The organism is Achromobacter sp. RW408, from assembly GCF_003184165.1.
Classification (GTDB): domain Bacteria; phylum Pseudomonadota; class Gammaproteobacteria; order Burkholderiales; family Burkholderiaceae_B; genus Achromobacter; species Achromobacter xylosoxidans.
In genome coordinates this window covers 1-21,035 of record NZ_QHHO01000010.1, presented here as the reverse complement: position 1 = coordinate 21,035, position 21,035 = coordinate 1, and the positions used below count along the sequence as shown (strand labels likewise).

Here is a 21,035-nt window from a genome sequence, read left to right as displayed (position 1 = left end):
GAGCCCGCCCACTCCCGCCGCGACCTGCTGATGGGCATGGCCGGGGTGGCCGCCACCGTCGTGCTGGCGGCCTTCGATTCCACCATCATCAGCACCACCCTGCCGCGCGTGGCCGAGGCCCTGAACGGCATGGCCCTGTATGCCTGGGTGGGTACCGGCTACCTGCTGGCCACCGCAGCATCCATCATGATCTTCGGCCGTCTGGGCGATATGTTCGGCCGCAAGCCCCTGATGCTGGTGTCGGTGCTGATCATCGCGCTCGGTTCCATCGCCTGTGGCCTGTCGCAAAGCATGGGCCAGCTGATCCTGTTCCGTACCCTGCAAGGGATCGGCGGAGGCATGATGATCGCCACGGCCTTCGCGGCCCCGGCGGATCTGTTCCCCGACGCCAAGCAACGGGTGAAATGGATGGCGCTGGTCTCGGCCGCCTTTGCCATGGCCAGCGGCATCGGCCCGGTACTGGGCGGCGCCGCAACGCAGGCGCTGGGCTGGCGTGCCGCTTTTTTCATTTCCCCGATTGCCGCGGCGGTGGCCTTGTTCCTGCTGGCCAAGTATTTCCCGCGGATCCGGCCAATCCACACGGGCGAACGGCGCATCGATTGGCTGGGGGCGGTACTGCTGGTCGTCGCGGTGGGCGCGCCCCTGGCTGCGTTGGAACTGGGCTTTGCAAAGGGGGAGCATGCCCACCCGGCGATGGGCCTGGGACTGGCAGTGGCTGGGATCGCCGCCATCGCCCTGCTGATTCCCATCGAGCGCCGCGTCGCCTCGCCGATCTTTCCCTTGCGCGTGCTGGCGGGTCGGGAACCGCAGTTGCTGAATCTCGCCGCCATGACGGTCGGCGCCGTGATGTTCGTGCTGATTTTCTATAGCCCCTTGCTGCTGCAGCAGGTACTGGGCTACACGCCAAGCGAAGCCGGCCTGTTGCTGACGCCGCTGGTGGCGGCCATCTCGGTGGGCAGCATCATCAACGGCCGGCTGTTCCCCCGCCAGACGGAACCGCAGCGCCTGATGGTGTTCGGTGCCGGCCTGCTGGCGGTGGGGACGTTGATGGTGCTATTGATCTCCCCCGGCACATCGGCCTGGTGGATCCTGGCGGCGTTCTTCGTCAATGGCTGTGCGCTGGGCTTCCTGTTGCCCAACCTGACCTTGTTCATGCAGATGCTCAGCGAACGGCGCGATGTGGGCGTGGCTTCGGCCCTGGTCCAGACCACTCGCGCGATCGGCAGCGCCTTGGGCACGGCCGTAGTCGGAATCCTGATCTCGCACGGCACGGTACTAAACGGAGTGCGCACAGGTCTGGTGTTGTGTATCGTCCTGTGCCTGACCTGCGCGGTACTCGCGCATCGGGTCAAGATGAAAAACCTGGCCACCAATCGGAACCAGGCCTGATTCGGGATCGACCATGCGCCGCCGCGATTTGCTGGACCTTCTACTTCTGGCCGCCGTCTGGGGCGGCTCGTTTCTATTCATGCGCCTGGCCGTGGGGGAATTCGGGCCGGTGGCGTTGATCGAACTGCGCGTCGGCCTGGCGGCCCTGTTCCTGCTGCCCGCCGCGCTATGGCGCAACAGGTTGCCGACCATCGGCAAGCACTGGAAAGCCATCCTGGTTGTGGGAACGCTGAACGCCGCCCTGCCGTTCCTGCTGTACGCCTACGCCGCGCAATCGCTGGGCGCCGGATTCCTGTCTGTGGCCAACGCGGTGACGCCGGTCTGGGGCGCCGTGGTCGGCTGGCTCTGGCTCAAGGACAGGCTGCCCTGGTCGCGATCGCTCGGGCTCATGATCGGCCTGCTGGGAATCGTGGTGCTGGTCTGGGACAAGCTGGACTTCAAATCGGGGGGCACGGGCCCGGCCGTGCTCGCGGCGGTGTCGGCGCCGGTCTTCTATGGCATCGCGGCCAATTGGACCAAGCGCTTCCTGACCGGGGTCGACGCCCTTTCCAACGCGACCGGCAGCATGATCGCCGCGGCATTGGTGTTGTTGCCGCTGGCCTTGGCCACCTGGCCGCAGACGCCCGTGTCGATGCGGGCCTGGGGCGCCACCATCCTGCTGGCCGTGGTCTGTACCGGCGCCGCCTACATCATCTTCTTTCGCCTGATCGCCAACGTCGGCCCCACCGGGGCGGTCAGCGTTACGTTCCTGGTGCCTGTCTTTGGCGTGGTCTGGGGAGCCTGGTTCCTGGATGAAGCCATCACCGTTTCCATCCTGACCGGCGCCGGTATCATCCTGGTGGGCACGGCACTGGCGCTGGGCTTGGTCGGCGAGAGAAAGCGCCGCGGCCCAGCAAGTTAGGCAATCCGGACCTGGTCGGCTTCGGCAAGGAGCCGGCCGTTCCGATCGGCGGCCGACAACAGCGGAGCTTCTTGCCCCAGCGGCCATTCGATTCCCAGCACGGGGTCATTCCAGAGCACGCATTGCTGGTGCATGGGTTGGTAGTAGCTCGTCGCCTTGTAGGAAACGACGGCGCGCGCGGACAACACCAGAAACCCATGGGCGAAGCCCTCGGGAATCCACATCTGCCGGTGGTTGGCGGCCGAGAGGCGCTGCGCCACCCATTGTCCGAACGTAGGGGAACCCTGGCGCATGTCCACAGCAACATCGTAGATTTCTCCCTGGGTCACACGCAGTAATTTGCCTTGGGGATCCACTGTCTGATAGTGCAGGCCGCGCAGTACGTTGCGATGGGATTCCGATTGGTTGTCCTGCACGAAACGCAACTCCCGTCCCACCGCCGCGTCCAGCACGGACTGTCGATAGGTCTCGAGAAAACAGCCGCGCTCGTCGCGATGGACTTCCGGCTCGATCAGCAGGACATCAGGCAAGGCCAGGGGGGTGATGGTCATCAGAAAGCCCTGCGCTTTAGCAGACTCATCAGATAATCGCCATAACCGCTCTTTTGCAGCGGACGGGCCAGCGCTTCCAGCTGCGTGGCGTCGATCCATTGCTTGCGGAAAGCGATCTCCTCGGGGCAGGCCACCTTCAAGCCCTGGCGGCGCTCCAATGTGGCAATGAACTGGCTGGCCTCGAGCAGGCTGTCGTGAGTGCCGGTATCCAGCCAGGCATGGCCGCGCCCCATGATCTCGACGTTGAGCCTCCCCTGCCGCAGATAAAGCTGGTTCAGGTCGGTGATCTCCAATTCGTTGCGAGCGGAAGGACGTATTCCACGCGCCAGGTCCACCACCTGGCCATCGTAGAAGTACAAACCGGTGACCGCATAGCTGGACTGCGGCACGGCGGGCTTCTCTTCGATCCGCAATGCCTGTCCGGCGGCATCGAACTGGACCACGCCATAGCGCTGCGGATCCTGCACATGGTAGGCGAACACGGTCGCGCCTTCCCGCCGGGCGTCGGCACGCGCCAGCAGCTGCGGCAGGTCATGCCCGTAGAAAAGGTTGTCGCCCAGCACCAGGGCGCAGGGCGTGTTGCCGATGAAACCGGCCCCGATCAGGAATGCCTGGGCCAGTCCATCCGGGGATGGCTGCACCGCGTATTGCAGATTCAAGCCCCAGCGCCCGCCATCCCCCAGCAAATGGGCAAAACGCGGCGCATCATCAGGCGTGGCGATCACGAGGATGTCGCGTATGCCCGCGAGCATCAACGTGCTGAGCGGGTAATAGATCATCGGTTTGTCATACACCGGCATCAGCTGTTTGCTGATGGCCAGTGTGGCCGGATGCAACCGGGTCCCGGAGCCGCCGGCCAGTATGATGCCCTTGCGTGGCGCGAGCGAGGTCATGGCGACGGCGCTTCCTGGCGATAGGCGCCCGACACGATATCGGTCACCCATTGGGGATTGTCGAGATACCAGCCCAGCGTTTTCTCGAGTCCCGACTGAAACGTCTCGACCGCGCGCCATCCCAATTCGCGCCGGGCTCGGGTCGTGTCGATGGCATAGCGGCGATCGTGCCCGGCGCGATCCGCGACCATGGCGATCTGCGTCTTGTACGACGCGCCGTCGGCACGGGGACGCAGTTGGTCGAGCAGCCGACAGACAGCCAGCACCACGTCCAGATTGGTGTGTTCGCTGTCGCCGCCCAGGTTATAGGTTTCTCCGGGGTAGCCGCGTTCGAGCACTTTGCGCAGGCCACTGCAATGATCCGCCACATACAACCAATCGCGCACATGCAGGCCGTCGCCATACACAGGCAACGGCTTGCCCGCCAGCGCATTGTGGATCACAACCGGTATCAGCTTTTCCGGAAACTGCCGCGGTCCGAAATTGTTGGAGCAGTGCGTCGTCAGCACGGGCAGGCCATGGGTACGGCCGCAGGCTCGCACCAGGTGATCGCTGGCCGCCTTGCTGGCCGAATAGGGATTGTTGGGCTGATAGGCGCTGGCCTCGGTGAATGCCGGCGCATCCGGCGCCAGCGATCCGTAGACCTCGTCGGTCGAAACATGCAGGAAGCGAAAGTCCTCGCGTGCCTTGCCGACCAGGCCGGCCCAATAGCTCCGGGCCGCCTCCAGCAAGCCGTAGGTGCCGCAGATATTGCTCTGGATGAAATCACCCGCCCCGGCAATGGAGCGATCCACGTGCGACTCCGCAGCGAAGTGCAGGATCGCGCGCGGTTGGTGGGTCCGCAGCAAACTGGCCACCAAAGCGGTGTCGCCGACGTCGCCGACCACCAATTCGTGGCGCGCGTCGTCTTTCAACCCGTCGAGGTTGCGCCGATTGCCGGCATAGGTCAGCTTGTCCAGATTGATCACGGGCTCCCCCCCCTGCGCCAGCCAATCCAGCACAAAGTTGGAACCGATGAATCCGGCGCCGCCGGTGACGAGAATGCTCATTGCGTAGTGCCCGAATGAAGGCGCCGCCTCCTAATCCGGCAGTTTAGCGCCGTGGCCGCCGACTTCAGTACTTATCCGACGTCCCCGTCAGCGCCACCCCGATCCGCAACAACGTATAAGACACCGCGTCCACCCAGCGCCGCACCCATCCACGCCGCTGGTAATCCAGGGGCCGGATGAAACGCCCGCCTTCCTGGATCGCCGTCTCCAGGCGCTCCTGCAGGTCCCAGGCGAACGGCTGGTCATCGATCACCACGTTGGCCTCCCGCGCCAGCAGCAGGCTGAAGGGATCCAGGTTGGACGAACCCACCGTGGCGACATTGTCGATCACCGCCACCTTGGCGTGCAGGTAGCTCGGCATGTATTCGTAGATCTCGATGCCGTCGCGCAGCAGCTGGTCGTAGAGCGAGCGGGTAGCGTGGTACTGCATGCGGTATTCGATCTTGCCCTGCAACAGCAGGCGCACGCGCACGCCGCGCGCGGCGGCCTTGGCCAGGGCGCGGCGGAACTGGCGGCCGGGGAAAAAATAGGCGTTGGCGATGAGGATATCGCGGCGCGCCTGGGTGATGCCGTAGAGATAGGCGCGTTCGAAGGTCTGGCGGAAACGCAGGTTGTCGCGCAGCACCAGTGCGGCGCGCAGCTCGCCACAGGGCGCCACCGGCGCATGGCTGGGCTTGGTCAGCCGCATGCGGCTCCAATCGCGCGGATGGCGCCGCAGGCGGGCCCAGTTCAGGCGCACCCACAACAGATCCTGCGCGTAGGCCGCCTCGGTCACCAACGGGCCGCGCACCTGCACCGCGAAATCGAAGCGCGGCGCCGAAATGCCATCGGTGGGATCGAGATCGTCGTAGTCGTCGATGATGTTGATGCCGCCGATGAAGGCCACGTTGCCATCAACGATGGTGACCTTGCGGTGCAGGCGCCGCAGGCGGCTGCGCGAGGGAATGAACTTCGCGAACCAGCGCGGCTCGGGACGGAAGATGCGGCATTGCGCGCCGGCGCCGGTCAGGCGTTCGCGCAGGGTCTCGGCGGTCTCGGCTGCGCCGAAGCCGTCGAGCACCACGCGCACCTTGACGCCGCGCGCGGCCGCCGCCATCAGGCAATCCAGCACCTTCACGCCGGTGCGGTCCAGCATGAAGATATAGGTTTCCAGATGCACGCTGGATTGCGCCGCGTCGATCGCCTGGCACAGCGCCGGAAAGAAGTCGGTGCCGTTCTGCAGCAGCCGGATGTCGTTGCCGTCGGTCCACTCCAGCCTGACCTGCTCGGCCTTCACGGGAGTTCCAGCTCGGCCAGCAAGGGGGAATGATCGGACAGCCGCGCCCATTCGCGGCCGCGCAGCACGCGCGCGCTGCGCACGGCGAAGCCGCGCTGGTAGATGCGGTCCAGGCGGAACCAGGGGAACACGGCCGGAAAGGTGCGCGGCGGCGGCAGCAACAGGCGCGAACTGCCGTCCATGCCGAGCTGGTTGGTGCGCTCCAGCACCGAAACGCCGCTGTTGGGCAGGCCACGCAGGGCGTTGCTCAGGCGCTTGACCGAATCACGCAGGCGCGGCAATTCGCCGCCATGGCTGCGCGGCGCGTGCGAGAACACTTCGTACAGGCCCAGCTGCTGCACGAACAACGGCGCCAGGCGGTCGCCCCAGTCGTTGAAATCACCGGCGATCAGTATCGGTTCGCCGTCGGGCACCATGCGCCGGATGCGCTCGGTCAGCGCCAGGATCTGGCGGCTGCGGCTGCCGGCGAACAGGCCCAGGTGCACCACGAAGCAGTGCACCGAGCGCCCGTCGAGTTCGATGGTCGCGTGCAGCAGGCCGCGCTGCTCCAGGCGATGGTCGGAGATATCCTGGTTTTCATGGTCGAGGATGGGAAAGCGCGACAACAGCGCGTTGCCGTGGTCGGTTTCGTGGCGAATCGCATTGCGGCCATAGGCCACGTCCAGCTTGAGCGCGGCGGCCAGCGATTCATGCTGGGCGTCGAGCAGCGATTTCTGCTCGTTGCGGCCCTGAACTTCCTGCAGGAAGACCAGGTCGGGGCGCAGGCCGTAAAGGCCCAGGCGCAGTTCGTTCAACGAGTCGCGGCGGCCCAACGCCGAGCGACCTTTATGGATGTTGTAGCTGACGACACGGATGAGCGACATGGAAGGAATGGCGCCTCTCAAGACAGTGAAACCGCTCACCGCGACCCACAAAAAAAAGAGCCCCGGCAAGCACCGCCAACCCAGGCGGCGTTTGCCAGATTACTCCAATTCCGTGAACCCTTCCCACCTCGGAGACACCCTGAAACGCAGCGAACGGGCCCGGCGGCGGCTCAGAGGCGCATCCGCTCAGGCAAAGCCCCGCACCCGGGACGCCCCCAAGCCGAGCACACACAAGGCAAGCAGAAAAACGCCACAAACCCGAGACACCATCCCTAGCCAGGCCGCCGGGATCCGGCTCCGCCGGTCCCGCGCGGCGCCCCCTTGAGGGGGAGCGCCGCAGGCGCTCGGGGGTGGGCCTACTTCGGCTCAGCGTTGCGCAGGCGGATGTGCAGCTCGCGCAGTTGCTTCTCGTCGACTTCCGACGGCGCCTGGGTCAGCAGATCCTGGGCGCGCTGGGTCTTCGGGAAAGCGATGACGTCACGGATCGATTCGGCGCCGGTCATCATCGTGACGATGCGGTCCAGGCCGAAGGCGATGCCGCCGTGCGGAGGCGCGCCGTACTGCAGCGCGTCCAGCAGGTAGCCGAACTTCTCGCGGGCTTCCTCGGCACCGATCTTGAGCGCGCGGAACACCTTGCTCTGCACTTCCTCGCGGTGGATACGGACCGAGCCGCCGCCGATTTCCCAGCCGTTCAGGACCATGTCGTAGGCCTTGGCGAACGCCTTGCTGGGATCGGTCTCGAGGAAGTCCTCGTGGCCGTCCTTGGGGCTGGTGAAGGGGTGATGCGCGGCGGTGTAACGGCCGTCTTCCTCGTCGTATTCGAACATCGGGAAGTCGACCACCCACAGCGGCATCCAGCCGGCGGTGAACAGGCCGGTCTTCTTGCCGAATTCGCTGTGGCCGATCTTCACGCGCAGCGCGCCGATGGCGTCGTTGACGACCTTCTCGCGGTCGGCGCCGAAGAAGATGATGTCGCCGTCCTGCGCGCCGGTGCGCTTGACCAATTCGGCCAGGGCGGCGTCATGCAGGTTCTTGACGATCGGCGATTGCAGGCCGTCGCGGCCCTTGGCCACTTCGTTGACCTTGATGTAGGCCAGGCCCTTGGCGCCGTAGATGCCGACGAACTGGGTGTAGGCGTCGATCTCGCTGCGCGACATCTCGGCGCCGCCGGGCACGCGCAGGGCGACCACGCGGCTGCCGGGCGCCGTGGCGGCGGCGGCGAACACCTTGAAGTCCACGTCGCGCATGACGTCGGTCATGTCGGTGAATTCGAGCTGCACGCGCAGGTCGGGCTTGTCCGAACCGTAGCGACGCATCGCTTCGGTCCAGGTCATGATGGGGAACGGCTCGGCCAGGTCGACGCCCTGCACCACCTTGAACACGTGGCGGATCATGTTCTCGAAGATCTCGCGGATCTCGAGCTCGTTCAGGAACGAGGTTTCGCAGTCGATCTGGGTGAATTCAGGCTGGCGGTCGGCGCGCAGGTCTTCGTCGCGGAAGCACTTGGTGATCTGGTAATAGCGGTCAAAGCCCGACACCATCAGCATCTGCTTGAACAGCTGCGGCGACTGCGGCAGCGCGAAGAAGTGGCCGGCGTTGACGCGCGAGGGCACCAGGTAGTCGCGCGCGCCTTCGGGCGTGCTCTTGGCCAGCATCGGGGTTTCGATGTCGATGAAGCCCAGCTGGTCCAGGAACTTGCGGGTTTCGATCGAGACGCGGTAGCGCAGCATCAGGTTGCGCTGCATCTGCGGGCGGCGCAGGTCCAGCACGCGGTGCGTCAGGCGGGTGGTTTCCGACAGGTTGTCGTCGTCCAGCTGGAACGGCGGCGTGACCGACGCGTTCAGGATCTCGACTTCCTTGCACAGCACCTCGATCTCGCCCGAGGCCAGTTCGGCGTTGGCGGTGCCCGCCGGACGCTCGCGCACCAGGCCGGTGACGCGGATGCAGAATTCGTTGCGCAGGCGCTCGGCGGTGGCGAAGGCGGCGTTATCCGGATCGAACACGATCTGCGCCAGGCCCGCGCGGTCGCGCAAGTCGATGAAGATGACCCCGCCGTGGTCGCGGCGGCGGTTCACCCAGCCATACAGGGTGACGGTCTGGCCGAGATGGTCGCGGCAAACCTGGCCGGTGTAGCAGGTACGCATCGGGATAACTCCGTTGTGTGCTTGGTAGTAGCGTAAAGGGTTACAGGTCGACGCCCGGCGCGCGCTGCGCGTCCGGCGTCGGGGAGGACGGCGCCGGCCGGGCGCCCGGCGCGGCCGGACCCGGGGCGACGACGCCCATGGAAACGATGTACTTCAAGGCCGCGTCCACGCTCATCTGCAGGTCCACCGTGTCGGCACGGGGCACCATCAGGAAGAAGCCGGACGTGGGATTCGGCGTGGTCGGCACGTACACGCTGATGTGGTCGCCGGGCAGCCGTTCGGCCACTTCGCCGCTGGGCGTGCCGGTGACGAACGCGATGGTCCAGCTGCCGGCGCGCGGATACTGCACCAGCACGGCGCGGCGAAACGCCTGGCCGTTCGGCGCCAGCACGGTATCGCTGACCTGCTTGACCGAGTTGTAGATCGAGCGCACCAGGGGAATGCGGCCCAGCAGGTTTTCCCACTGGTCCACCATGGTACGGCCGATCAGGTTGGCCGCGAAAATGCCCGTCAGCAGCACCACCACGATGACCAGGACGAAGCGGAAGCCGGGGATGTCGACGCCGAACAGCGATTCGGACGACAGGAAGCCAGGCACGAACCCTTCGAGGGTGGCGACCAGCAGACCCAGCACCCACACCGTGATGACCAGGGGAACCCAGATCAGCAGGCCGGTGATGAAGTACTTTTTGATGACGCGCATACGCATCGCGCGGGTACTCAGGAAGCGCTGGCCGGTCCCGCGGCGGGCGCGGGGGCAGCGGCCGGAGCCGGTGCGCTGGCGGCCGGCGCGGCGCTGTCAGCGGGCGCCGACGGGGCGCTGGCGCCGGTGGCCTGCTGGCCGCCGCTGCCGTTGCCGCGGAAATCGGTGACGTACCAGCCCGAGCCCTTGAGCTGGAAGCCAGCCGCGGTCACTTGCTTGGAAAACGTGCTCTGGCCGCATTCGGGGCAAACCGAAAGCGGCGCGTCGGAAATCTTCTGCAGAACGTCTTTGGCATGGCCACAGGCGCTGCACTTGTAGGCGTAGATGGGCATCGAGGGCTCCCAGGCGCGGGCCCGGTGTATCAGTGACCGTCGGCCGGACGTGGCGCAAAACCAGGGGCGCGAGGAGTCCTCCAAGAGGAGGCCCCGGGGCCGGAGCTGGCGCTGGACCGGACAACGGCCGGGCACGGCCGGAAAAATACGGGAAAGTCTTGAATTTTAGCGGTTTTTCGTGAAAGGCCGGCGGCACCCTCACGGCGGGGCGCCCGGGGGCTCCGTCAGAGGTGCGCGCCCTGCTCCGTCAGACAGGCAGCAGGAACATCAGGGCAGCCACCGCCGTCGGCCCCAGGGCAGACAAAAACAGCCGCCCGGACGAAATGCTGCCATCGGGGAAATGGTTCTTCAGGATGGCGAAACCGGCCGGGTTCGGCGCGTTGGCGATCACGGTCAGGCCGCCTCCGGTCACGGCGCCCGCCACCAGCATGTAGCGCCAGGCTTCGCTGGTGCCTTCCACCAGCGAACCGAGGTAGGTCAGCGCGGCGTTGTCGGTGATGGCCGTCAGCGCGGTGGCGCCCCAGAACAGCACGAACGGCTCCAGCCCGCCCAGCAGGTCCTGCAGCCACCACTTCTGCAGCCCGCCCAGCACCACCAGGCCCGCCAGGAAGAAGCCCACCATCAGCCCCTCCTTGATCAGCAGGCGGTTCTGGTGGCGCTTGTAGGCCTCGGCAAAGCCGATGAACATCATCAACAGGCCCAGGAAGATCGCCGGGTGGTGCGCGCTCAGCACCACCGCCACCAGGAACACCAGGTGGATCAGCATCACCAGCGCCGGCACCGGCGGGCGGTTGTCCTTGCCTTCCGGCGCATCAACGCCGCCGCCCGTGCCCACCGAACGTTCCAGCAGCGCCTTGCGGCAGATGAAGGTCAAGAGGCCCGCGTTCAGGCACACCGCCACCGCCGCGCGCCAGCCGAAATGCTGCGCCATGAAAGTCGAATCCCAGCCGAAGGTGGACGCCACCATCAATACCGGCGGCGCCGCGTAGGAGGTCAACACGCCGCCGATCGACACGTTGACGAACAGCACGCCCAGCGTCAGGTACTTGAAGCCGGCGCGGCCGCTGCTGCGGAAATAGGCATCGCGCAGCAGGATCGCCGCCAGCGTCATGGCCGCCGGCTCGGTGATGAACGAACCGCCGAGCGGCACCAGCGACATCACCACGAAGAACGTGGCCAGTTCACGCGGCAGCGGCAACACGCGCGCCGTGGCGCGCACCAGCAGTCCCACCAGTTCCAGGATCGGCCGGCTGGCCGCCACCACCATGATGGTGAAGACGAACAGCGGCTCGGTGAAATTGCGCGTGTCCATGTAGCCGATGGCCGATGACGGCCCGGTCAGCGCCGCCATCGCCACGATCAGGGCAAACGCCCACACGCCGAACACCGCCTCGACCTCGGCCAGCAGGTGCCAGAAACCGGCATGAGGCCCGCCGCGATGGGCCAGGCGGGCGAACATGGGAACGGAGAAGGTATGCAGCACCGCCACGCCGAACAGGACGGTGGCGATGAGTTCTATGGGCTGAGGCATCTGAAGCGCTTCCGGTATGAAGGCCCGGGCCGCGCGCACGCGACCCGGAATCGGCGGACAAGGGTCGCACTATAGCGTAGCGAACCCGCCCCGCCCTACAGGGACAACGCTAGGATTCGCCCACTTTTCAGGCGATCGGCGCGGGCGGCTCGCCGCCCTGCTGCGCGTCGCGCATCTCCATCAGCAGGCTGTGCAGCATCTCGGTCGACAGGCCGTGCAGCACCAGGCGATAGCCGGCGCGCAGCGTCGACATCGGCACCAGCGGATGGCTGTTGTTGACCAGGATCAGGTGCTGCGGCGCGCCCAGCAGCTTGGCCGCGTAGATGCCGATGGTCTCGTCCAGCTGCAGCGAATTGGCTGCGCGCCAGAAGTCGTTGTCGGTCAGCATCAATTGATACAGCGGCGTGAATAGCTCGATGGCGCTCTGCAGGTCGAGGAAATTCAGTTTGCCCTGCGGCATATCCTCAAGCTTCAGATCAGGATCGCGGATCATCGAGAAGTCGACGCGCTCGGGCGCATGCATCTCGACGCCCGCGTCGCGCAACGCCTGGTTCAGCCGGATCACGAAGTTGAACAGGTTCAGGTCGTGCTTGACGAACAGCTCGTCCTTGAGATCGTCGATCTCCATCGGCTCGAGCGGCGTGGTGGCCACGCGCACGGGCGAATTGGCGGCGATGAACGCCAGGATCTGCGCGCCCAGATGGAAATGCCGCAGGATCAGCCAGTTGGCCTCGGGCGACACGAAGCGCTTCAGGCCCCACGCCAGGATGCGATGCAGCAGCCGCGAATGCGACCAGCGGCGCGGCAGGAAGGTCTTGATGACCTGGATCAGGATGATGCAGGCGCGCGCCAGCGGCCGCAGGAACGGCAGCAGGTACTGGCGCGAGCCGCAGCTCGAATCGGTCAGCCAGGCCTTCTTGACCTTGTCCGGCAGGGGCGTGCTGCGATCCAGGTACAGCGCCAGCCACGGGCTCGGATCGGCGGGATCGTGCCCCTTGGCAAGGAATTCGGGTTCCCTGTTCATGCGGCCTCGTCCTCCATCACGTGATGAAACTGCATCAGGTACAGCGCGGCGGTGCGGCGCGCGGTGTCGACGATGCGCCGCTCGGCGCGGCCGTCTTCGTCGCAGTCCAGCGCCAGTTCCACCGCGGTCAGCCAGCGCGCCAGGTGGTTCTCGTCGTTGTGGCCATGGTATTCCAGGAAGCGGAAGGCGTCCGGTGGCAGCTTCAGGCTGGCCTTGAGCAGCGGCAGCAGGGCCGGCACGATGCGCTGGCCCGTGCCCTCGATGATGTAGATGGCGCCCAGGAGGCCGATCGGATCGCGCGTGGCGGCCAGGCTGTGCAGATAGGCGTTGAGCGCCTCGCCGCCGGGATTGCGGCGCAGCGCATCGATGTTGTCGATGCTGCCGCCGGCCGTGCGGTAGTCCTGGAACAGGATCTGGAAGTCGTTCTGCTCCTCGCCGGCGTGCATGTCGATCAGCGCGGCCAGCGGCTGGTATTGCTCGGTCAGCGAAGCCGCGCCTTCGCGCATCCACTTGCTGCCCTCGCGCACCTGCGGAATCCAGTTCTCCATCCAGTTCAGGTAGTCGGCGGTCTGGAAGCGGCGGTTGCGCAGGCGCCGCACCACCGGCGTGCGCCAGACGCGCGAGCGGTAGTCGTGCCAGATCGCCGCCAGTTCGGTCAGCAACTGGCCCAGCCCCTGCGGCGCCATGTCCGGATCGTGCGGCGGCGCGATGGCGTCGGCATCGGCGCTGTGGGCGTCCTCGCGCCCGGCCGCGGCCGGCGTGGCGCCCACGGCCACCGAGGGCGCGGCGTCATGCGCGGCCTCGGCCTCCAGCAGCATGTAGGCCGCCATGAACCGGCCCGACTCGGGGATGTAGCAGAAGATCTGCTCGCCCGGCTTGATCTCACGGGTTTCGAGGAACTCGGCCAGCATGATCAGGATCGACGCCGCGCCGGTGTTGCCGCGCCAGGCCAGGTTGCTGAACCAGCGCTCACGCGGGATCACCAGGCCGGCCTTCTCCATCAGGTCCTCGACCACCGGAATGAATTTCTCGGAGGAGTAATGGCACAGGAAATGATCGACCTGGTCCGGATCCAGCCAGCCGTCGCGCACCAGCTTGGCGTACTCGTGGATGCCGATGTCGAACAGGTGCGGCAGCAGGCGGATGTCCTGGCGCAGCGACAGCGCGCCGTCGGCCTCCGCCTCGTTCCAAGACGGATAGTCCAAGTGGCCCTTCTGCCGGTCGGCCGACAGGCCCAGCTGCATGCACACCGGATAGTCGCCCGAGAACGAACGCTGGTGCACCCACTTCAGGCGCAGCCGCACGCCCTTGGACGCGCCGGGCAGCGGCCGGCCGCCGCGTCCCAGCAGCAACGCGCCGGCGCCATCGGACAGCATCCAGCGCAGGAAATGCGCGTCGAAGTCGGCGTCGTAGCCGCGCGCGGCAAAGCGCGAACGCTTGAACAGGCGCGACGGCAGCTCGGCCGCGACCGCCAGCGCGCTGGCATGGCCGCCCATCTCGACACCCTGCGCCGCCACCTGGATCGCCGACACGCCCGCGGCGCAGATGCCGTGCACCGACAGCGTCTCCATCGGATGCGCGGCCAGCTCGCCCTGGATCATGTTGGCAAAGCCCGGCATCAGCGCGTCGCCCCCGGACGACCCGCTGGTCAGCAGCGACACGTCCGCCAGGTCGCCATCATTGCGTCGCAGGCAATCGCGGATGGCGTTGGCGGCCAGCTGCGCGTTGGTGAAGACGGTGGCGCCCTCGGCATCGATCGCGTAGTAGCGCTGCTTGATACCGTTCTCGGCCAGGATGCGGCTCTTGATGCGGCTGGACATGCGGTTCAGCGGCGCGATGTAGCTGTCCATGGCCTCGTTGGACACGGGTTCGCCCGGCATGAAATAGCCGGCGCTTTCCAGGTAGACACGATTGAACGCGATAGGCATGGCGGGTCTCTAGTGGCAGGTATGGGGTTGCGGCGCTAGCGCACGTGCTCGGGCGCCATACACGAACGGCTGCGAAAGCGCGGCAGGAAGGTGCCCAGCACGAACACGCGGAACATGTACGGCGTCAGGCCGCCTTCGTTCAGCGCGGGTGTCACGCGGGCCCGGTAGTGGTCGCGATGCAGCACGGTCAGTTCCGACCAGTGCGCGCGCGGGTTCTCGTGGTGCGCGGTATGCAGGCCGATGTTGAACAGCAGCGGATTGACCAGTCCTTCGAAATTGCGGGCGTAGTTCAGGCCGGCGACGGCACGCGGCCCGCCATCGGCGTGCGCGTGTTGCAGGTAGTTGGTGGCCAGCAGCCAGTGCAGGCCGTGCAGTTGCGGGATGATGACGAACACCAGCGCCTTGACCGGATTGATGGCCAGCAGGCCGCCCCACAGCCCCAGCCAGGCGCCGTACTGGCACATGCAGTAGCGCCACGCGCCCGGCCAGTGCCGGCGCAGCCGTCCCAGCCAGGCAAAGAACAGCGGATACAGCACCCACACCGCCTGCACCGGATGGATCAGGTAGCCCCATAGATGATTGGTGTCGCCGCCAAAGCGATAGGTGCGCGCCACGTCGCGCGCGCCATGCTTGTAGCGATGATGGTTGGCCACGTGCGCCGGATAGAACACGAAGGTCGGATGCCCCTGCAGCAGCGTGATCCAGAAATCGGTGGCGCGGTTGGCCCAGCGGCCATGCCACATGCGGATGTGCGTGTGGTTGTGATGAATCACGCCAATGCCCAGCGTCAGGAACAGCATCAGCGCGTACAACGGCCACCAGAAGCCGTGCAGCCACTGCCACGCCGCCAGGGCGGGCAGCGCGGCCAGGTAGGCCAGGCTCTGCCAATCGCGCCGGTTGCGCAGCGCGGGCAGCCGGCGCGTCTTGCTAAGCCCGTCCGCCAAGCGATTCTCGCTGCCGGAAAGCCTCCAGCTGGGGCGCGGCCGCCTCGGCCTTCAGCCGGGTGCGGAACAGGCGGTCCATGAACGTGAACTGGAAACCAAAATTGCCGTTGTAGCAGGCGTGGTGCAGGTGATGCCGGCGGCTCGCCGCAAACCAGTGCGCATACGACACGTTGGGAAAGAAGTCGTAGTTGGCGTGGCCGATGCAATTGAAGAACAGGCTGAACAGCGGCACCGACGCCAACGACCAGAAGCTGAAATCATGCAGCACCATCGGCAGCATGATGACGTTGCCCAGCATCAGCGCCTCGATCGGATGGAAGCTGTAGGTAGAGAACGGGGTGGTCACCACCGAACGGTGGTGCGGCAGGTGGAAACGGCGCAGCAGCTTGGTGTGCAGCAGCCGGTGATTGATCCAGAAATGCACGTCGTTCCAGGCCACCAGCGCCAGGATCTCCAGCGTGATCTTCTGCCAGCTGGCGTCGGGGTCCAGGTGCGCCCAACCCAATTGCAGCAGGCCCCACGGAAAGATCATGCCGGTGCCGAACAGCAGGATCGACACGCCCGACTGCGTGAACTCACGGCGCAACTGGCCCGGCGCCAGCGGCCGCGGATCGAGCGGCCGGCCGATGCCCAGCGCCGGCAGGATGCACTGGGTCAGCAGCCAGGTGGCCGCGCCGAACAGTAGGTAGATGCCGCCGAAGAACAGCAGGCCCGCCAGCATGACCTGCCAGGCGGACAACGCGACAAAAGCTTGGGCCATGAACGTTTTGTTTCACCCCGGAGAATGGCCGCATCATAAGCAATCCGCCAGCCTCGCGGGGAGACATTTATTACCAAATGAATCCGGGCGCCACAAAGAAGCAGTCCATGCCGCGGCTTGCCGCTATTGGCAGGGAAACTGCCGGTTCAGGCCCGCGACCACCGCATCCATGCGCCGGGCCAGGGCCGCGCTGGCCGCCGGCATGGGCTCTCGCAGCTCGTCGCTGAGCAGTCCCTGGCGCCCCAGTTGCGCCTTCACCGGCCCCGGATTGGGTTCGGCGAACGCCAGCTGGATCACCGGCGCCAGCGCTTGGAACAGCTTGCGTGCCAGGTCCAGCTGCTGCGCCCGCACCGCCTGGTACATGGCCACGAACAGGTCGGGCCGGATGTGCGCCGCCGCCGCGATCAGGCCGCTGCCGCCCAGGCACAGCAGCGACAGCGATTGCAGGTCCTCGCCCGCCAGCACGTTCATGTTGCCGTCGGCGATCAGCGCCAGGGTCTTGTCGAGCGAACCGCCGCAGTCCTTGATGGCCGCGATGTTCGGATGCGCGGCCAGCGATAACAGGGTCGAGATTTCCAGCGTCGTTCCTGTGCGGTATGGAATGTCGTACAGCACCAGGGGAAAGCGCGAGGCATCGGCCAGGCTGCGGAAGTAGGCGGCGGCGCCTTCCTGGCCGGGCCGCACGTAGTACGGCGCCGGCGCCAGGATGCCGGCCAACGGCCGGGTGCCGAACGCGGCCAGGCGTTGCAGCACGTGGCCCTGGTGGTTGCCGGCCAGGCCCATCACCACCGGCATGGCGCCGGCCTCGGCGAGCACGGCATCCAGCACCGCCAGTTGCTCGGCGTCATCGAGCGCCGCGGCTTCGCCGGTGCTGCCGCACACGACCAGCCCGTCGACGCCCGCCGCCGCGAAATGGCGCACCAGGCGGCGCAGGGCCCCGCCATCGACAGCGCCGCCGGAGAACGGCGTCACCAGGGGAATCCAGACGCCTTGGAACGGGGATTGATGAGTTTGCATGAACACTCCTTCGGTGTAAGCGGACCGCGGTTGGACCGTACAGAAGTGCTCGGGATACTGGGGGTGCGCGCGAAGGCGCCATGGCGCCGCCGTGAGGCCGCTGTTCCGTCGCCCATCTGACGGAACAGCATGCTCCGGTCAGATGAGCGGCTGTTTTTTGGATTTCAGGCCGGCGCAAACCGTCGCCACGCCGAGGGCGCGGAACGGAAAAACGGACGAGATGGCCTGAGGAATCATGAATGGAATAAAGGGTTGAAACCGGCCGCAGGCGGCCGATGCGCAAATCTACCGGGCCGCCGCCATGCTGTCAACGCAGGCTGGCCAGGAAGACCGCGCACAACGCTTCCATGCCCTGGCGATCGTCTTCGTCGAAACGGTCCGGCACCGGGCTGTCCACGTCCCACACGCCGATCAACTCGCCCTGGTGCACCAGCGGCACCACGATCTCGGAACGCGAGGCCGCGTCGCAGGCGATGTGGCCGGGGAAGGCATGCACGTCGGGCACGAGCTGCGTCTGGCGCTGGCTGGCGGCCGCGCCGCACACGCCGCGATCAAGCGGAATGCGCACGCAGGCCGGCTTGCCCTGGAACGGCCCCAGCACCAGTTCCGTGCCGTCAAATAGGTAGAAGCCCACCCAATTCAGGTCGGGCAGCGCCTGGTAGGCGAGCGCGCTCAGGTTGGCGGCGTTGGCGATGCGGTCGTGCTCGCCGTCGAGCAGGGCGCGGGCCTGCTTGGCCAGTTCGGCGTACAGCGCGGCCTTGGAGTCGGCGGCGATCGGGGCGGCTTCAAACATATGTATAAATGTAACTGTACAGGCGATTATCGATGCAAGTGATTTTAGGGGCAGCCCGCGATAAAGGGGCCGCCTTGCTACGCTGTGGGACAATAGTTTACGCAGCAACGTCTTTACCGCTCCGTTGTCATCACCCCGTCACCCCCCTTCTTGATTAAGAAGCAAGCCATGGACAAGCCTCTCGAACCGACGTTCGCCTTTTCCGAACGCGCCCAGCAACTCACCAGCTCCGCCATCCGCGAGATCCTCAAGGTCACCGAGCGTCCCGAAGTCATTTCGTTCGCAGGCGGCCTGCCGGCGCCCGGCGGCTTCCCGGTGGAAGTAGTGCGTGCGGCATTCGACAAGGTACTGTCCACCAACGGCCGCGCGGCCCTGCAATACGGCCCCACCGAAGGCTATGCGCCGCTGCGCCAATGGGTCGCCGACGACCTGAACCGCGCCGGCGCCAACATCGCCGCCGACCAGACCCTGATCGTGTCCGGCTCGCAGCAGGCCCTGGACCTGCTGGGCAAGGTGCTGATCGACAAGGACAGCAAGGTGCTGGTCGAAGACCCCAGCTACCTCGGCGCGCTGCAATCGTTCAGCCTGTACCAGCCCAAGTTCGTGCCGGTGCCCACCGACGATGGCGGCCTGATCCCGGAAGCCATCACCCCCGAACTGGCCGCCGGCGCGCGCTTCCTGTACGCGCTGCCCAACTTCCAGAATCCCACCGGCCGCACCCTCAGCCTGGAACGCCGCATCGCGCTGGTCAAGCGCGCCGCCGAACTGGGCCTGACCATCATCGAGGACGATCCCTACGGTGAACTGCGCTACGCTGGCGAACCGCAACCGGGCCTGATCGCGCTGGCCGCCGAGTACGGCGCCAACGTGGTGCGCCTGGGCACGTTCTCCAAGGTGCTGGCCCCCGGCCTGCGCCTGGGCTACATCGCCGCCGCCCGCCCGCTGATCAACAAGCTGGTGCAGGCCAAGCAGGCCACCGACCTGCACACGCCCACGCTGACCCAGATGGCCGTGTACGAAATCGTCAAGGACGGCTTCCTGGAAGAACACCTGCCCAACGTGCGCGAAATCTACCGCGCCCAGGGCAGCTGCATGCTCGAAGCCATCGCCCGCGAATTCCCGTCCACCGTCAGCTGGACCAAGCCCGAAGGCGGCATGTTCATCTGGCTCACGCTGCCCGAACACATCGACAGCACCAAGCTGCTGGAAAAGGCCATCGCCCAGAACGTCGCCTTCGTGCCGGGCGCGCCGTTCTATTGCGGCGCCGGCCGCGCCAACACGCTGCGCCTGAGCTTCGCCACCGTGCCGGAAGACAAGATCCGCACCGGCATCGCCATCCTGGGCAAGCTGCTCAAGGAATACACGGCCTGAAAACCGGGTCCTGAACACCCTTGACGGTTCCGCGGCCGGGCGCATTGCCCGGCCGTTGTTTTATGCTGTCGGCTTTCCTCCCTTTTCTTTCGCCGTGACAGTGAGCGCTCCGCAATCCTCTCCCGTCGACCTCAGCGACATTGTTTTCACCGACTGGGTCGAACGTTGGCTGCCCAAATCGTGGCGGCCCTACGCCCGGCTGTGCCGGCTCGACCGCCCCATCGGCACCTGGCTGACGCTGCTGCCCTGTATCGCCGCCCTGGTCCAGGCCGCCGGTGGCCTGCCCGACCTGCAACGCCTGGTGGTGTTCTCGCTGGGCGCGCTGCTCATGCGCGGTATCGGCTGCACCGTCAACGACATGTGCGACCGCAACTTCGACAAGCACGTCGAACGCACCCGCTTCCGTCCGCTCACCAGCGGCCAGCTCAGCATGCGTAATGCGGTCTGGTTCTTGATCGGCCAATTGCTGGTCTGCGGTTCACTGCTTTTCTTCCTGAATGGCATGAGCCGCTGGCTCGCCGTGGCCGTCCTGCCGTTCGTTTTCATCTATCCGCTGTGCAAGCGCGTCACCTACTGGCCGCAGGTCGTCCTGGGCATCTGCTTCAACTGGGGCATGCTGATGGCCTGGTCGGATACGCAGAACCACGTGCCCCTGGCCGCCATCGCGATGTGGTTCGGCGCGGTGCTGTGGCAGGTGGGTTACGACAGCATCTACGCCTACGTCGATGTGCGCGACGACCGCAGCCTGGGCCTGCATTCCACGGCCATGCGCTTCGGCGACCAGGGCAAGCTGTGGATCGGCGGCTTCTATCTGGCCACCGTGATCCTGTGGGCCTGGGGCGGCCATGCCATCGGCATGTCATGGGCCTATTACGTCGGCATGGCGGCCATCGCCGTGCACCTGGCGTGGCAGTTGAAGGTATTCGACATCCAGCGTCCCGACCGCAATTTCATGCTGTTCCGCGCCAACCTCTGGCTGGGCGCGATCCTGGTCGCGGCAGCGCTTGCCGGCACCCTGATCGCCTGATCCGGCGCATTGCGGACACCCCCCGCTTGAGGGATGATGGCCGCTCCGACACGCTTTACGGAGACCACGCATGTCCGCATTGACCAAAACCCTGCTGGCCCTGGCTTCGGCCAGCGCCTTGCTCGGCGCCCTGCCCGCCCACGCCCAGGCCACCACCGATTGCTCCGCCCAGCGTGGCTGCGCCGCGAAGTTCTGCCATCTGGAAAACGAAATCACCTATGCGCGCGCCCACGGCAACACGCACCGGGTGGCCGGCTTGCAGAAGGCGCTGGCCGAAGCCAAGGCGTACTGCACCGACAGCCGCCTGCAATCGCAGCGCGAAGCCGACGTGCGCGACAAGCAAAACAAGGTTTCCGAGCGCGAAGACGAGCTCAAGGCCGCCCGCGCCAAGGGCAAGCAGGAAAAGATCGACAAGGCCCAGCGCAAGCTGGATGAAGCCCGCGCCGAATACGACGCCGCGCTGGCCGACCTGAACCGCTGACCCGGTTTCCCCCTACCCGCCCCGTGGCCTCGACCTCGGGGCGGCGTATCCCGCCTCG

Annotated in this window: 20 protein-coding genes; 5 read left to right on the top strand and 15 right to left on the bottom strand. The window is 66.3% G+C overall.

Going from position 1 to position 21,035, the window contains the following annotated elements:
* Both DK459_RS01855 and DK459_RS01850 read left to right on the top strand, forming a co-directional pair.
* Positions 1–1,389, top strand: a 1,389-nt coding sequence (locus tag DK459_RS01855; RefSeq protein WP_233256743.1) for an MFS transporter, incomplete at its 5' end; no start/stop codon positions are given.
* A 13-nt stretch (positions 1,390–1,402) separates the two neighbouring features.
* Positions 1,403–2,290 (top strand): DMT family transporter, encoded by an 888-nt coding sequence (locus DK459_RS01850; protein ID WP_006389693.1) that lies wholly within the window; start codon positions 1,403–1,405, stop codon positions 2,288–2,290.
* On the opposite strand, the gene rfbC is transcribed toward DK459_RS01850, so the two are convergent.
* From rfbC to DK459_RS01775, 15 genes are all read right to left on the bottom strand, one after another.
* Positions 2,287–2,841 carry a dTDP-4-dehydrorhamnose 3,5-epimerase gene (rfbC, locus tag DK459_RS01845; protein WP_006389692.1) on the bottom strand — a complete coding sequence of 185 codons (555 nt, stop codon included), beginning with the start codon at positions 2,839–2,841 and terminating at the stop codon, positions 2,287–2,289. The genes DK459_RS01850 and rfbC overlap by 4 nt on opposite strands.
* A complete protein-coding gene (gene rfbA / locus DK459_RS01840; RefSeq protein ID WP_006389691.1) occupies positions 2,841–3,734 on the bottom strand; it encodes a glucose-1-phosphate thymidylyltransferase RfbA in 894 nt (297 codons plus the stop codon). The genes rfbC and rfbA overlap by 1 nt, the downstream gene beginning before the upstream one ends.
* Positions 3,731–4,783 carry a dTDP-glucose 4,6-dehydratase gene (rfbB, locus tag DK459_RS01835; protein ID WP_070543025.1) on the bottom strand — a complete coding sequence of 351 codons (1,053 nt, stop codon included), beginning with the start codon at positions 4,781–4,783 and terminating at the stop codon, positions 3,731–3,733. The genes rfbA and rfbB overlap by 4 nt, the downstream gene beginning before the upstream one ends.
* 64 nt (positions 4,784–4,847) lie before the next feature.
* Positions 4,848–6,059, bottom strand: a complete 1,212-nt coding sequence (clsB, locus tag DK459_RS01830; protein ID WP_054505720.1) for a cardiolipin synthase ClsB — start codon at positions 6,057–6,059, stop codon at positions 4,848–4,850.
* Entirely contained in the window at positions 6,056–6,922 is an 867-nt protein-coding gene (locus tag DK459_RS01825; RefSeq protein ID WP_006389688.1) for an endonuclease/exonuclease/phosphatase family protein, read from the bottom strand. Before DK459_RS01825 ends, clsB begins: the two co-directional genes overlap by 4 nt.
* A gap of 356 nt (positions 6,923–7,278) precedes the next feature.
* The gene (gene aspS / locus DK459_RS01820) at positions 7,279–9,066 is read right to left on the bottom strand and encodes an aspartate--tRNA ligase (protein WP_006389687.1); all 1,788 of its coding nucleotides are present in this window, start codon (positions 9,064–9,066) and stop codon (positions 7,279–7,281) included.
* Between the two features lie 40 nt (positions 9,067–9,106).
* A complete protein-coding gene (locus tag DK459_RS01815) occupies positions 9,107–9,769 on the bottom strand; it encodes a DUF502 domain-containing protein (protein ID WP_020925858.1) in 663 nt (220 codons plus the stop codon).
* Positions 9,770–9,786: 17 nt separating this feature from the next.
* Complete coding sequence (locus DK459_RS01810) at positions 9,787–10,101, bottom strand: FmdB family zinc ribbon protein (RefSeq protein WP_020925857.1); 315 nt, start codon at positions 10,099–10,101, stop codon at positions 9,787–9,789.
* 247 nt (positions 10,102–10,348) lie between these two features.
* Positions 10,349–11,632 (bottom strand): putative Na+/H+ antiporter, encoded by a 1,284-nt coding sequence (locus DK459_RS01805; RefSeq protein ID WP_006389685.1) that lies wholly within the window; start codon positions 11,630–11,632, stop codon positions 10,349–10,351.
* A gap of 127 nt (positions 11,633–11,759) precedes the next feature.
* Positions 11,760–12,656 (bottom strand): hypothetical protein, encoded by an 897-nt coding sequence (locus DK459_RS01800; protein ID WP_020925856.1) that lies wholly within the window; start codon positions 12,654–12,656, stop codon positions 11,760–11,762.
* Positions 12,653–14,584: a StlD/DarB family beta-ketosynthase gene (locus DK459_RS01795; RefSeq protein WP_006389683.1), complete on the bottom strand. Its 1,932-nt coding sequence runs from the start codon at positions 14,582–14,584 to the stop codon at positions 12,653–12,655. The genes DK459_RS01800 and DK459_RS01795 overlap by 4 nt, the downstream gene beginning before the upstream one ends.
* A gap of 35 nt (positions 14,585–14,619) precedes the next feature.
* On the bottom strand, positions 14,620–15,528 hold the full coding sequence (locus tag DK459_RS01790) for a fatty acid desaturase (RefSeq protein WP_020925855.1): 909 nt from the start codon (positions 15,526–15,528) through the stop codon (positions 14,620–14,622).
* Positions 15,512–16,288, bottom strand: coding sequence for a sterol desaturase family protein (locus DK459_RS01785; RefSeq protein ID WP_006389681.1), 777 nt, complete (start codon positions 16,286–16,288; stop codon positions 15,512–15,514). Before DK459_RS01785 ends, DK459_RS01790 begins: the two co-directional genes overlap by 17 nt.
* 123 nt (positions 16,289–16,411) lie before the next feature.
* Complete coding sequence (dapA, locus tag DK459_RS01780; protein ID WP_006389680.1) at positions 16,412–17,305, bottom strand: 4-hydroxy-tetrahydrodipicolinate synthase; 894 nt, start codon at positions 17,303–17,305, stop codon at positions 16,412–16,414.
* 307 nt (positions 17,306–17,612) lie between these two features.
* On the bottom strand, positions 17,613–18,098 hold the full coding sequence (locus DK459_RS01775) for a GAF domain-containing protein (protein WP_049051970.1): 486 nt from the start codon (positions 18,096–18,098) through the stop codon (positions 17,613–17,615).
* Positions 18,099–18,266: 168 nt separating this feature from the next.
* Here DK459_RS01775 and DK459_RS01770 point away from each other — a divergent pair, with 168 nt between their 5' ends.
* From DK459_RS01770 to DK459_RS01760, 3 genes are all read left to right on the top strand, one after another.
* Positions 18,267–19,469, top strand: a complete 1,203-nt coding sequence (locus DK459_RS01770) for a PLP-dependent aminotransferase family protein (protein WP_049051967.1) — start codon at positions 18,267–18,269, stop codon at positions 19,467–19,469.
* Positions 19,470–19,569: 100 nt separating this feature from the next.
* Positions 19,570–20,496 (top strand): 4-hydroxybenzoate octaprenyltransferase, encoded by a 927-nt coding sequence (gene ubiA / locus DK459_RS01765; protein ID WP_006389677.1) that lies wholly within the window; start codon positions 19,570–19,572, stop codon positions 20,494–20,496.
* A gap of 70 nt (positions 20,497–20,566) precedes the next feature.
* The gene (locus DK459_RS01760; RefSeq protein WP_006389676.1) at positions 20,567–20,977 is read left to right on the top strand and encodes a DUF1090 domain-containing protein; all 411 of its coding nucleotides are present in this window, start codon (positions 20,567–20,569) and stop codon (positions 20,975–20,977) included.
* Positions 20,978–21,035: the final 58 nt, after the last annotated feature.